The organism is Lysobacter sp. GQ73, assembly GCF_059758755.1.
Window position 1 is genome coordinate 1,042,202 of sequence record NZ_JCAXEE010000001.1, and the last position, 12,935, is coordinate 1,055,136.

The following is a 12,935-nucleotide window of genomic DNA, read 5'->3' on the forward strand; positions in this document are numbered from 1 at the left end:
ACGTTCAAAAGAATTCGAAAGACGCGGCCGAAGGCCGGCCGCGCTGGACCGCAAGCGTCTGACGCTTACTGCTTGTCGGTGGCCGCACCGGCGGCGCGGGCGACGGTCTTGGGCTGGGCGGTGTTGATCAGCTGCACCTCGGTCCCTTCGCGCAACGCGGTCTTGCCGGCCACCACGACCTGGTCGCCGAGCTTGAGGCCGTCGCGGACCTCGGCCCAAGCGCCGTCGAGATAGCCCAGCTTGACCGGGACGCGCGCGACCTTCTTGCCGCGCACCACGAACACCGCCGGATCGCCCTCGTCGTCGAGCAGCGCCGCGCGCGGCACGACCAGCGCGTCGGAGCGGTTGTCGTAGTCGATGCGCAGGCGGCCGAACATGCCGGGCTGCAGCGTGCCGCCGCCCTCGAACGCGCAGATCACCCGGAAGGTGCCGCTGCCGGAATCGACCACCGGGGCGACCCGGTCGACCGTGCCGGTGAACACCTTGCCGGGCATGGCGTCGACCTGCATCTGCACCGGCAGGCCGGCCTTGAGCGTGGCCAGCTCGCGCTCGGGCACGTTGAGCGTCGCCTCCAGGCGCGAGGTGTCGACGATGCGGATGATCGGCGAGTTGATCTGGACGAAGTTGCCGGTCTTGATCGAACGCGAGGCCACGACGCCCGAGATGGGCGCCTCCACCTTGGCGTAGGACAACTCCAGGTTCGCCATGCGGTTGGCGGCGCGGGCATTTTCCAGGTCGTAGCGCAGTTGGTCGTTGTCGTTGGCGCTCAGCAGGCGCTGCTCGGCCAACTGCTTGGAGCGGGCGTAGTTGGCCTCGAGCTTGCGCATGGTCGCGTTGGTCTGGGCGGCCTGCAGCTCGGCGCGGGCCGAGTCGAGCCGGACCAGGACCTGGCCGGCCTGCACGTGCTGGCCTTCCTCCACCATCACCGCGAGCGCCACGCCCGAGGTCTTGGCCACTACCTGCGATTCGGCCCGCGCCTCCAGCGGCGCGGTACCGGTGTAGCTGGCCGCGATCGCGCGCCGGGACGCCTGGGCGACCTCGACCGGGATCGCCTCCGATGCTTTTTCCTTGGCTTCCTTGGCCTGCGCTTCCGCAGCGCCGGCGCCGCCCTTGCAGGCCGACAGGCCGAGCACACAGGCCAGGGCCAGGGCGGCGAACGCCATGCTGCCGCCCATTGCCGGACCGCTGTTGCGGATATTGGTGAGTTGACGCATTCGAGACGACCCCAAGCTCTAGATTTTTCGTCGGTTACCGGTCGTATGCCGGTGTTGTATATAGGTATATCACCGGCCCCGAAAACCACCATCCGCCGAAGGTAATGGTGACTGGAGCCATGCACTTATTCTGAGGCACGGTAAGCGCGAGCGACGCCGGAAGCGCCGCCGCGGCGCCTCCGGCGGCGGGACGCCGCCGCCCTTGCAAGTATGGATGCGCTCATCGACGACTTCGTTGCAGTCGCATGGCCGGCTATACTCGCCGACTTATGCGCGGCTCCGGCCCTGCACAGCCAGCCACCACCTTTCGCTAGCCATTCGAGATTGCGGACTAGACATGATGCGACCGCTGACGATCGCCGCCTGCTTTGCCCTGACCCTGGCCGCCATGACGGCGCACGCTCAGGAACCCGCCAAGGCGCCGGCCCCCACCCCCGCCGCCGCTACTCCGGCCACTCCGGCCGCCGCGCCGGCCATCAAGGGCAATGCCGAGACCGGCCGCCAACTGACCTATACCTGCCAGGGCTGCCACGGCGTCGCCGGCTACAAGAATGCCTACCCGAACTATCACGTTCCCAAGATCGTCGGGCAGTCCCCGGAATACCTGACGAACGCGCTGACCGAATACAAGAAAGGCACGCGCAAGCACCCGACGATGCAGGCCCAGGCCCAGAGCTTCTCTGACCAGGACATCGCCGACATCGCCGCCTTCCTTTCCAGCGCCAAGTGAGCCGCCCCATGACGAACTCCAGCTTCTTCAAGAGCGGCCTCGCCATCGCCCTGTGCTCGGTCCTGGCCCTCGCCGCCTGCTCGCAGGGCGAAGCGCCGGCCGGCCATTCCTCCGCCGACCGCGACGCCGGCCATACGTCCTCGTCTGCGGGCCTGCCGGCCGGCAACATCGCCGCGGGCGAAAAGCTCGCCAGCGTCAAAGGCAAGGCCACCGGCCAGTCCTGCGTGGACTGCCACGGCGCCGAAGGCAATGCCCCGATCGACCCGACCTACCCGAAGCTCGCCGGCCAGTACCACGACTACATCGCGCACTCGCTGCAGACTTACCGCGACGGCGACCGCGAGCATGCGCTGATGTCGAGCCAGGCCAAGGATCTGACCGATCAGCAGATCGCCGACCTCTCCGCCTACTTCGGTTCGCGCGAGAAAGGCCAGCTGCGCGACCTGCACGGCATCCACTGAGGCCTCGCGGCCTCGGCCGCGCAGCGCTCGGAAAGCGACGGCCCGCATGCGGGCCGTTTGCGTTTGCGGCGGGGATCTCCCGAAACGCCGCCAGGGCCCGCAGCCGGAAAACTCCAGATCGCGCAATGGCGCGGCCGGTGTTGTGCCCCGATCGCGCGGAGGTGGGCGCCCGGTCGTGCGCGCTCAGCCGCCCGGCGGCGGCCGCACGCTGCCGTTGTCTTCCTGCAGATGCGGCTTGAACGGGATGTCCGGCGGCGGGCGTGCGACCGCCGGCTGATCGTTGAGGTTCGGGTCGTTGATGCCGCAGCTGCCGCCGAGCATCAACAAGGCGACCGAACACCGGATGCTTTTGCCCTTGCTGCCCGGGATCGGAATCATCACCGTCTGCACGCTGCGGCGGACCCATTCGGCCAACAGGGTTTCGTTCGGGCGCCAATACTTGTCGAGCGCGGTCGGCTCGTAGTCGGTCGGCTTGCGCCGCAACCAGGTGCCGGCGCGGTCGAGGTCCTTGATTTCGGCGGTGATCGTGCCCGGGGGCTTGCCGGGCGACGCCGAGCCAGGCGCATCGGCCAGACGCACGCTGCCGTCGCTGTTGTACAGCCCGGGGCTGTCGCCGCGCTGTCCGCCGGGCTGATTGCGGGTCGATTCGCCCCAGTCGTCGCCGCGCTTCGGCGTCGACCAGGTTCCGGGCGCGGGCGTCGGCTTCGGGCCGGCACCGGCGGTCGCGGCCGGTGCGGCCGAGCTCGGCGCCGGGGCCGCGCTCGATGCGGCCGGCTGGCTGCTGGAACTGCTGGCTGGCGGACTGGTCGCAGCCGAGGCCGAGGGCGGGAACGTCGAAGGCGCGGCGCTCGACGAAGGCGCGGCCGCCGCGGATGGCGACGGCGTGGGGATGTCGGCGATGCGCACTTGCGGCGCGGTCGAACTCAGTTGCGGCGCGGCGATCGACGGCGTCGGCAGCTCGCGCACCGGCACCCGCGACAACGGCGCCGGCACCTCGCGCACGCTCACCTCAGGCGGCCGCACCGCGATACTCGGCGCGGCGATTTCGCGTTGCGGCAGTTCGCGCGCGATCGGCTGTACCGGCGCCGGCACGTCGAGCGACGGCACCGGCTGGGTCTTGGCTTCGAGTTGCGGCACCCGCGGGGTGTCGTCCAGGCGGCGGCGGGTCGGCGGCAGCACGAAGATCTGCGGCGAATCCGGTACTTCCTTGCTGACCATCACCGGCTGCTCGAGGGTCGGCGCCGGCGCCTGCGGCTCGGGCACGTCGCGCTGCGGCACCTCGGGCAAGGTCGCCTGCAGTTCCGGGGTCGGCAGCGGCGCATCGGCCGCCAGTTGCGGCGGCGTGGGCTCGGAGGGCGCCGCGGCTTGCGGGGTCGGCTCGGCCTGCGGCGACGGAGTCTCGGCCTGCGGCCGATCGCTCGGCTGCTGCGAGCCGCCGCCGGGTTCCTTCGGCGTGCCCTCGCCGATGTATTCGATCATGGTGACGTTCTCGCCCTCCGGCGGCGGCCGGGTGGCGAAGAACTGCAGATACATCAGCCAGATCAGCAGGCCGGCGACGAAGATGTGCCAGACCAGCGAGAACGCGCCGGCGATCCAGCGCAGCCAGCGCTCTTCGCGCTCCGGCGGCTGCCATTGCTGGCGCCACAAGGTCGCGAAGGCCTGCCAACGGTTGAGCATCGCCGCGCGCGGCGGCGGTTGCGCCAAGGGCCGCTGCGCGATCACCGCGATCAGCGCGTCCGAGGTCGCGCCGGTCACCGCGCCGCTGCGCTCGCGCATCGACTCCAGCCAGCTTTGCCAGCCCGCGGGAAACTCGCCCGGCGGCGGCGAATCGCGGCGCACCGCCAGCCGCAACCGGCGTTGCAGTGCTTCGATGACGGAGGCGGCGGTGGGCATAGGCTGCGCCGCGCCGGAATCAGGCGGCGGTGTCTCGAGGGATGTACGGCGCGTCACCGGTCTCGTGATCGGTGGCGTCGCGTACCGCGGTCACGCCCGGTACCTTGGTCATCAGAGTGGTTTCGATGCCCTGCTTGAGCGTCACGTCGGCCATGCCGCAACCGTGGCAGCCGCCGCCGAAGCGCAGCACCACCACGCCGTCGGCGGTCACTTCCTGCACCGAGACGTGGCCGCGGTGCTGGGCGAGCTGCGGATTGACTTCGTGCTCGACCACCCAGCGCACCCGCTCGACCAGCGAGGCCGCGTCGGTCGGCGCCTCGCCCTTGATTTTGGGCGCGCGGATCTGCAACTGGCCGCCGGTGGCCTTGACCTCGTAATCGATCTCCGCGCCGTCCAGGTACTGCACGCTGTCGGCGCGCAGCCACAGGGTGAAGCCTTCGCAGTCCACCGCCCATTCGTCGCCGGCCAGGTCGGCCGGCTCGGCGAACTCCAGGCGCACGTCGGCTCGCGGCGTGCCCGGATGCACCGCCGACAGCCGCACGCCGAGCCCCGGCAGGGCCTCGCGCTCGATGAGCTTGCGGAAGTGGATTTGCGCGGATTCGGAAATATTGATCATCGGGCTATTCTAACGGGGTCGGCACGGCGTGAAGCCGCGCATGCATCCTACGACCGTCGGCGATACGATTCCGTTCATGGAAGGCGGTCGCCGCGCATAGCCATGCCGCGGCGCCATCGCCGGGCCGCCCAGGAGTCCGCAGCATGAACGATCTCATCCCCCTGTCCCAGGCTCATTGCATCGTGCGCCGGGGCATCGAACACAAGCTCAGCGAAGCCCGCATCCGCGAGCTGCTGCCCGAAGTACCGGGCTGGGAGCTCGCCGAGGACGGCCACGCCCTCACCCGCACCTTCCGTTTCGACGACTATTATCGAACGATGGCTTTCGTGAACGCCCTGGCCTTCATGGCCAATCGCGAAGACCATCATCCCGATCTCGGCGTCCATTACGACCGCTGTGTGGTGCGGTATTCGACCCACGACGTCGGTGGCCTGAGCGAGAACGACTTCATCTGCGCGGCCAAGGCCGACGCTCTGACCGGTTGATCCCGCCATGAACCCAATCCGCACCAATTCCCGCCTCTCCCCGCGTCTGGCCCCGGCCCTCGGCGCCGCCCTGCTCGCCCTGCTCGCCGCCGGCTGCGGCGAACGCGCCGCGGACGCGCCGATCATCCCGTCCACGCCGCTGCGCGCGGTCGACACGCCGCCGCCGGATTACCCGCAGGAGATCGGCTGCGACCAGATCGGCGGCAAGGTCGTGCTGCAGCTCAGCGTCGGCCCGGACGGCAAGCCGAAGAAGGTCGACGTGCTCGAAAGCAGCCGCACCCCGGCGCTGGACCAGGCCGCGATCAAGGGCGTGCAGCGCTGGCGCTTCGAGGCCGCGACCCGCAACGGCAAACCGGTCTCGACCGACATCCAGGTACCGGTGACCTTCCACTCGCCGGCGACCCGCCCGGAGCATTGCGGCTAAGGCCGCCGCGCGCAGCAGATCCTGCCAGACGTACGGCGCCGGCCCGAGCCGGGTCGTTCGTTTGCAGCCGCCGGATCGGGCGAGAGCGCGCTGGCCCGAAATCCGATAGCCAACCCGATGCCCGGTCTGCTGCCCGCAGGCGACCGTTGCAGCGGGGACTGCGGCTCAGCTCAGCCGGTCCAGCACCTCGACCAGCTCCGGCGCCAGCGGCGCGTTGAGCAGATAAGGCTCGCGGCCGCCGTCGAGGGCGAATTCCAGGGTCGAGGCGTGCAGGAACAGGCGCTTCAGCCCGGCCTGCTCGCGCAGGCGCTTGTTGGCCTCGACCTCGCCGTATTTATCGTCGCCGGCGACCGGATGGCCGATGTGCTGGGCATGCACGCGGATCTGGTGGGTGCGGCCGGTCTCGATCCGCACCTCGCAATACGACTGCCCGCCGCGCCGCTCCAGGACCTTGAAGTGGCTCAGCGACGGCTTGCCGTCGCGGTGCACCTGGACATGGCGTTCGCCGCCCTGGCGCAGGCCGATGTGCAGGGCCGCGTCCACGCTCATCACGCCCTCGGGCATGCGCCCGGTCAGCAGCGCCATATAACGCTTGGCGATCCCGCCCTCCTCGCGCATCAGGGCCTGCATCTCGGTCAGTGCCGAACGCTTCTTGGCCACGATCAGCAGGCCCGAGGTGTCGCGGTCGAGCCGGTGCACCAGCTCCAGGGTCTGGCCCGGGCGCAGCGCGCGCAGGGTCTCGATGGCGCCGAAACTGATCCCGCTGCCGCCGTGGCTGGCGACCCCGGAGGGCTTGTTCAGGGCGAGCAGGCGCGCGTCCTCGAACACGATCGCCGCGTCGAGCGCATCCATGAAGCCCTTCGGCGGAGTCGGCTTGTCGCCGGCCTCGCTGAGACGAACCGGGGGAATCCGCACCTCATCGCCGGCCTCGAGCTTGCGCTCGGCCTTGGCGCGACCGCCGTTCACCCGCACCTGGCCGGAGCGGACCAGCTTGTAGATCAAGGACCTGGGCGCACCTTTGAGTTGGCCCAGGAGGAAATTATCGAGCCGTTGACCGTCACGATCTTCGGGTACGCGCACAGTCCGTGCGCCGGTGTTACCGGAGTTTGCTGTCTGGGTCATCCCGAAGCGTTATCTGTTACACTCGCGACGCGAGATAAGGTTTTGATTTCGCTGGGAGTTGTACCCGACCGCGTCGCCTGACAAGCGTGCGGTTCGGTACGGGGCCGAAAGCCCCTCCCGCGATTCCGGTCCGCGTCTAACCACTGCCCACGGGGTAGCCATGTTAGCAGCGACGGACCGGCGGAACCGGCCAGCGCCCGATGGGTCAAACCGTCGAGATGAACACCCGTGCGGCGCCCAAGCCTGAGGCTCGTTGAGAGCCGGCTCGACGCGCCGCCGCCCGCCCCGAGCGACGTTCGCGTCGCCGGCCCCGAAAGAACCGAGTAGGTAAGAAGCGCTCCCGCGGCGTGCCGTGGTGATGTAGCGCTGGTAGTGGAGACTTCGCCGGCGCGCGGGCGGCCCGCATTCGCTGCGGCCGACGATCGCGACGGCGAAGTCTCAGTTCCCAGATAGCGAAACGCCATGGCGTTCCGCGCGGTAGAGCGCGCGAGGAACGCAACAATGAAGCGCATGCTGATCAATGCGACGCAGGCGGAAGAACTGCGCGTCGCCATCGTCGACGGCCAATCCCTGTACGACATCGATATCGAACAGCCGTCGAAGGAACAGAAGAAGTCCAACATCTACAAGGGCCGCATCACCCGGCTCGAGCCTTCGCTGGAAGCGGCGTTCGTCGACTACGGCGCCGACCGCCACGGCTTCCTGCCGCTGAAGGAAATCTCCCGCGACTATTTCCAGCCGGGCGTCGACCACAACAAGGCCGGCCTGCGCGAACTGCTGCGCGAGGGCCAGGAAATCGTGGTCCAGGTGGACAAGGAAGAACGAGGCAACAAGGGCGCCGCCCTGACCAGCTTCATCTCCCTGGCCGGCCGCTACATGGTGCTGATGCCGAACTCCCCGACCGCCGGCGGCGTCTCGCGCCGGATCGAAGGCGAAGACCGCGCCGCGCTCAAGGACGCGATGGACAAGCTCACCATCCCCGACGACATGGGGGTGATCATCCGCACCGCCGGCGTCGGCCGCGATGCCGAAGAGCTGCAGTGGGACCTCGACTACCTGGTCAGCGTCTGGAAGGCCGTTACCGACGCCGCGCTGAGCAAGCAGGCCCCGTTCCTGATCTACCAGGAATCGCGCCTGATCATCCGCGCCCTGCGCGACTACATGCGTCCCGACATCGGCGAGATCCTGGTCGATACCGACGAGATGTACGCCGAAGCGCGCGAGTTCGTCGAGCAGGTGATGCCGCACAACCTGCGCAAGCTGAAGAAGTACGCCGACGACACCCCGCTGTTCAACCGCTTCCAGATCGAGTCGCAGATCGAGAACGCCTACGAGCGCACCGTCCGCCTGCCCTCCGGCGGCGCCCTGGTGATCGACCAGACCGAAGCCCTGACCGCGATCGACGTCAACTCGGCGCGCGCGACCAAGGGCGGCGATATCGAGGAAACCGCGTTCAACACCAACCTGGAAGCGGCCGAGGAAGTCGCGCGCCAGATGCGCCTGCGCGACCTCGGCGGCCTGGTGGTGATCGACTTCATCGACATGGCGTCCAACCGCCACCAGCGCGACGTCGAGAACCGCCTGCAGAACGCCCTCAAGCAGGACCGCGCCCGCGTCCAGATCGGCCGCATCTCGCGCTTCGGCCTGCTCGAACTGAGCCGCCAGCGCCTGCGTCCCTCGCTCGGCGAGTCCAGCCAGCTGGTCTGCCCGCGTTGCGACGGCCACGGCCGCATGCGCAGCGTCGAGTCGATGTCGCTGTCGATCCTGCGCATCGCCGAAGAGCATGCGATGAAGGAGAACACCGGACAGGTGCTGGTGCAGGCCCCGACCGAAATCGCCAATTACCTGCTCAACGAAAAGCGCCGCGCGCTGACCGAGATCGAACAGCGCCACGGCGCGCCGATCGTGATCGTCGCCGACGAGCAGCTCGAAACCCCGCACTACGAAGTCACCCGGGTGCGCGAGAACGAGATCGGCGAAGAATCGTCCAAGCCCAGCTACCAGCGCGGCACCCAGCGCAAGCTGCCGCTGCACGCGCTGACCAAGGCCCATCTGAACATTCCGGACGCGCCGATCGTCACCAACGTCAAGCCGCTGCAGCCGGCGCCGTTGCGCGAACCGCGCGAACCCGCCGTGGCCGCGGCGGCGGCGCCCGCCCCGGCCCCGGCGCCGGTCGCCGCGCCGACCCATTCGGTCGGCCTGGTCGAGCGCATTCTGCGCATCTTCCGCGGCCCCTCGCAGCCCGCTCCGGCCCCGGCCGAGCCGGCCGCGCGCAGCGCCGAAGGCCGCGGCCGCAGCGATCGCAGCGACCGCAACGGCCAGCGCCGCGGCGAGAACCGCAACAACGCCGGCAAGGGCGGACGCGACGGCGGCCGCCGCGACGAGCAGCAGCGCCGCGACGAACCGCGTCGCGACAAGCCGGCGCAGAACGCCCAGTCGCAGGCCGCCCAGCAGCCGCCCAAGCAGAAGCAGCCGCAAGCGCAGCAGCCGAAGCCGCAGCAACAGGCGCAAACGCCCAAGCCGCCCAAGCCGCAGAACGAAGAGCGCGCCGCACAGGCCGCCGGCGGCACCCCGCGTCCGCCGCGCGAGCCCAGGCCGCCGCGCCAGGACGCTCCGGCTCCCGCCCCGGCCGAAGCCGTCGGCGCCGCGACGATCGTGCCCGCCGCGGTGGCCTCCGCATCGGCGAGCGCCGGCGCTCCCATCGCCGCGCCTGCCACGCCCGCCGCCAGCGACGAGACCGTACTGAAGACCGAAGCCGCAGTCGCGGCGGTCTCCGCCGACCCGGCCGGCGCCGAGCCGCGCGATACCGATGAAGCCGCAGGCGAAGGCGGCGGCCGTCGCCGTCGTGGCCGTCGCGGTGGCCGTCGCCGTCGTCGCGGCAACGGCGAAGCCGCTGCCGGTGGCGAAGGCCAGGGCCAGGACGAGAACGGATTCGACGACGAAGACGAGAGCGGCGGCGAACCCGCGGCGGCCCCGGCCGCGGCGAACCGTTCCCAGCCCGAGTTCGACTTCGACGACGACGGCAGCGCACCCGCGCCGCGCGCCCAGGCCGCGGCGCCCGCCGCAGCCGCAGCCGCGGCAGCCGCCGTCGCGCCCGCAGCCGCCGTCGCCAGCCGCGTGTTCAACCCGGCTGCGGAAACGGCCGCCGAGCCGAAGGCGACGTTCGCGAACCTCGGCCACGAGGCCACGTCCGCTGCCGACGCACCTGCTGCCGACGCACCTGCTGCCGACGCATCGGCCGCGCGCGAGCCCGCGCAGCCGCAGGCCGAGGCTTCGCGCAAGGCCTATGTCTCCGCCGAGCCGGTCGTGAACGAACCCGTCGCCGAGCCGGTGCTGGAAGCGGCGATGCCGGTGATCACCCGCCTGCCCGATGCAGCGGTCGTGGTGCCTGCCGAAACCGTCACGCCCGCCCAGGATGCGGCCGCGGCGATCGAACAGGCGCAGCCTGCGCTGCAGCGGCAGCACGCGGTGCAGCCACCGGCTGCCCCGCAGCACGCGGCCCTGCAGGCCGCGGCACCGCGCAACGAAGACCTCGATCCGGTGGTCGAGCCGATTTCGGCCTTGGTCGAAGAGACCCGCGTCGAAGACACCGTGGTCGAACAGGCCGTGGTCGAGCAGACCCCGGTCGAGACGACCGTGATCAAGCCGGTCGCTCAGCCGGCCGTCCGCGACACTGCGCAAGTCGAAGCCGCGCAAGCCGAAGCACCGCAGGCCGAAGCCCGCCCGGCCGCGGTCGAACCGGCGGTGGCGGCTTCCGCTGCGACCGGCTCGGTCGAGCCGAAGGCCAGCGCGCCTGAGGCCAGCCCGGTCGAACCCGCTTCGGTCGAGTCCGCTTCGGTCGAGTCCGCTCCTGCCGACGCCGTCAACGCGGCGCCGGCAACGACGCCGCGCACCGCCGGCCTGTTCGATGCTCTGCCCCATCCGGCCGAACCGGCCCGCAGCGACGCGGCCAAGGCCGCCGTCGAAGGCGAGCAGGACCCGGCCGACGGGGCTTCCGACGACGAGCGTCGCGTCTGACCGGCGACGCTCCACCCGGACCCCGAGAACGAAGAAACCGGCCGCTGATGCGGCCGGTTTCTTTTTGCGCCCCGGATTTGGATTCAACGACATTGCCTTAGCCGTGCACCGCGGCACTCGCTGCGGCGAACCGCCGCATCGATGCTCAGGCGATTCGTCCGAAGCAGGCGCTTGCCCGGCCAATCGACGTTCGGCAGCGCCTTCAGGGCATCGCCTTCGGATCAGGACACCACGTCTTCGACGCCGGCTCCGGCGCCGACGCGTCGCATCACAGCGAATGCGCGGGATCGGCCAGTCCGTACTGCGCGGCCAGGCGGGCCAGCGCGATGCTGTCGGTGATCGCGAGCTTCTCGAACAGCCGGGTCTTGTGGGTATTGACCGTCTTCGCGCTGAGGCTCAGGCGCTTGGCGATTTCTTCCTGGCGGAAGCCCTGCACCAGCAGCAAGGCGATCTCCAGTTCGCGCGGCGACAGTTCGTCGAACGGCGAGTTGCCGCCGTCGATGTTCGACAAGGCCAGGTGCTGGGCGATGTTGCTGGCCAGATAGCGCTTGCCGCGGGCGACGTCGCGAATGGCGCGCAACAACTCGCTCGCATCGCCGCCCTTGCCGACGTAACCGGAGGCGCCGACTTCGAGCAGGCGCTTCGGCATCGGGCCGTCTTCCAGCACCGATACGATGATCACGCGCGTGCCGTGGTCGCCCTTGACGATGCGCTCGGTCACCTCCAGCCCGCTCACGCCGGGCAGGTGCAGATCGCACAGCACCACGTCGGGCTTGAGCTTGCGGATCAGCGGCATCGCCTCTTCGCCGCTTTCGACGTCGCCGAGCACTTCGATATCCGTCTCCGCCGACAGGATCATGCGCATGCCCGTGCGGACCAACGCATGGTCGTCAACGATGAATACACGGATAGTCATTGTCCCTTCCCCTACGACCGAGTCCTGCAACGCCGCCGAGGCTACGCGCCGGCATGGTGCGGTGCAAGGCATTCATAATGTGAAAGTGGGCACAATGCGGCCTGATTCCGTCCCTTCAACGTGCCTTCGAGAAGACCCAATGCGTCCTCAGAAACTCTCGCCGCTCGCCACAACCTTCGCCACTTCCCTGCTGTTGCTTTCGATGGCCGGCGCGAATGCGCGCGAAACCGCGCCGGCGCCGGCCGCGACCACCGCCGGCTCGTGGCTCGGCGATGTCCGCAGCCTGTCGGAGGCCGGCGCCGGCAACCGCCGCGCGCCGATCGAAAAACGCCTCGACGGCCTGGGCCTGAAATGGAAAGCGGTCGCCTTCGAAACCGCGAAGAAGCAACAGGGGCAGAACCTGATCGCCGAAGTTTCCGGCGCGGCCGACGCGCCGCTGCTGCTGTTCGGCGCGCATTTCGACCAGGTGGAAGAAGGCCAGGGCGCGACCGACAACGCCTCCGGCAGCGCCACGGTGCTGGCCCTGGCCGAACGCTTCAAGCGCAAGCCGCTCGCCCGCCATCGCGTCGCGGTGGCGTTCTGGGACCTGGAGGAAGCCGGCCTGCTCGGTTCCAGCGCCTACATCGCCCAGGGCAGCGAAAAGCCCGCGCTGTACGTCAATTTCGACGTGTTCGGCTGGGGCGACACCCTGTGGATGATGACGCCGGACGCCGACAGCGCCCTGGTCGACGCCAGCCGCGATGCGGTCAAGGCCTCCGGGCTGCAGTTGTCGGCCGGCCGCGAGTATCCGCCGAGCGATCACCTGCCCTTCCTCAAGGCCGGCTGGCCGGCGGTGTCGTATTCGCTGATCGGCCACGAAGAAGTGCCCTTGATCCTGTCGTTCTTCAAGGGCGAGAAGTCCGCGACCCAGGCCAAGGTCATCCAGGTGATCCACAGCAGCAACGACACCGTGGAACAGATCGACGCGGCCGCCACCGCGCGCGGCGTCGATGCGGTCGAGCGGGCGATCCGGCAGTGGGATGCGGCTCAAAATTGACCGATCACGGCAATAGCCGAA

General features: G+C 69.7%; 11 protein-coding genes. 6 read left to right on the plus strand and 5 right to left on the minus strand.

Going from position 1 to position 12,935, the window contains the following annotated elements:
• Positions 1 to 65: 65 nt before the first annotated feature.
• The gene (locus tag AC6CH2_RS04185; RefSeq protein WP_498268212.1) at positions 66 to 1,175 is read right to left on the minus strand and encodes an efflux RND transporter periplasmic adaptor subunit; all 1,110 of its coding nucleotides are present in this window, start codon (positions 1,173 to 1,175) and stop codon (positions 66 to 68) included.
• A 379-nt stretch (positions 1,176 to 1,554) separates the two neighbouring features.
• Here AC6CH2_RS04185 and AC6CH2_RS04190 point away from each other — a divergent pair, with 379 nt between their 5' ends.
• Together AC6CH2_RS04190 and AC6CH2_RS04195 are read left to right on the plus strand one after the other, a co-directional pair.
• Complete coding sequence (locus AC6CH2_RS04190) at positions 1,555 to 1,944, plus strand: c-type cytochrome (RefSeq protein WP_498268213.1); 390 nt, start codon at positions 1,555 to 1,557, stop codon at positions 1,942 to 1,944.
• Positions 1,945 to 1,952: 8 nt separating this feature from the next.
• Positions 1,953 to 2,405, plus strand: a complete 453-nt coding sequence (locus AC6CH2_RS04195; RefSeq protein ID WP_498268049.1) for a c-type cytochrome — start codon at positions 1,953 to 1,955, stop codon at positions 2,403 to 2,405.
• A gap of 183 nt (positions 2,406 to 2,588) precedes the next feature.
• On the opposite strand, the gene AC6CH2_RS04200 is transcribed toward AC6CH2_RS04195, so the two are convergent.
• Both AC6CH2_RS04200 and AC6CH2_RS04205 read right to left on the minus strand, forming a co-directional pair.
• Positions 2,589 to 4,298 carry a serine/threonine-protein kinase gene (locus AC6CH2_RS04200; protein WP_498268050.1) on the minus strand — a complete coding sequence of 570 codons (1,710 nt, stop codon included), beginning with the start codon at positions 4,296 to 4,298 and terminating at the stop codon, positions 2,589 to 2,591.
• Positions 4,299 to 4,317: 19 nt separating this feature from the next.
• Positions 4,318 to 4,914, minus strand: coding sequence for an NfuA family Fe-S biogenesis protein (locus AC6CH2_RS04205; RefSeq protein WP_498268051.1), 597 nt, complete (start codon positions 4,912 to 4,914; stop codon positions 4,318 to 4,320).
• Between the two features lie 143 nt (positions 4,915 to 5,057).
• Between AC6CH2_RS04205 and AC6CH2_RS04210 the strand changes: the two genes are divergently transcribed.
• Both AC6CH2_RS04210 and AC6CH2_RS04215 read left to right on the plus strand, forming a co-directional pair.
• Positions 5,058 to 5,399 (plus strand): 4a-hydroxytetrahydrobiopterin dehydratase, encoded by a 342-nt coding sequence (locus AC6CH2_RS04210; RefSeq protein WP_057917746.1) that lies wholly within the window; start codon positions 5,058 to 5,060, stop codon positions 5,397 to 5,399.
• A 7-nt stretch (positions 5,400 to 5,406) separates the two neighbouring features.
• A complete protein-coding gene (locus AC6CH2_RS04215; RefSeq protein WP_498268052.1) occupies positions 5,407 to 5,823 on the plus strand; it encodes an energy transducer TonB in 417 nt (138 codons plus the stop codon).
• A gap of 165 nt (positions 5,824 to 5,988) precedes the next feature.
• On the opposite strand, the gene AC6CH2_RS04220 is transcribed toward AC6CH2_RS04215, so the two are convergent.
• Positions 5,989 to 6,945 (minus strand): RluA family pseudouridine synthase, encoded by a 957-nt coding sequence (locus AC6CH2_RS04220; RefSeq protein WP_498268053.1) that lies wholly within the window; start codon positions 6,943 to 6,945, stop codon positions 5,989 to 5,991.
• Positions 6,946 to 7,446: 501 nt separating this feature from the next.
• On the opposite strand from AC6CH2_RS04220, the gene AC6CH2_RS04225 reads away from it, so the two are divergent.
• Positions 7,447 to 10,962: an Rne/Rng family ribonuclease gene (locus AC6CH2_RS04225; protein WP_498268054.1), complete on the plus strand. Its 3,516-nt coding sequence runs from the start codon at positions 7,447 to 7,449 to the stop codon at positions 10,960 to 10,962.
• 268 nt (positions 10,963 to 11,230) lie between these two features.
• Here AC6CH2_RS04225 and AC6CH2_RS04230 read toward each other — a convergent pair whose 3' ends face one another.
• Positions 11,231 to 11,878 carry a response regulator gene (locus AC6CH2_RS04230; RefSeq protein ID WP_031371689.1) on the minus strand — a complete coding sequence of 216 codons (648 nt, stop codon included), beginning with the start codon at positions 11,876 to 11,878 and terminating at the stop codon, positions 11,231 to 11,233.
• A 139-nt stretch (positions 11,879 to 12,017) separates the two neighbouring features.
• Between AC6CH2_RS04230 and AC6CH2_RS04235 the strand changes: the two genes are divergently transcribed.
• Positions 12,018 to 12,914: a M28 family metallopeptidase gene (locus AC6CH2_RS04235; RefSeq protein ID WP_498268055.1), complete on the plus strand. Its 897-nt coding sequence runs from the start codon at positions 12,018 to 12,020 to the stop codon at positions 12,912 to 12,914.
• Positions 12,915 to 12,935 lie beyond the last annotated feature (21 nt).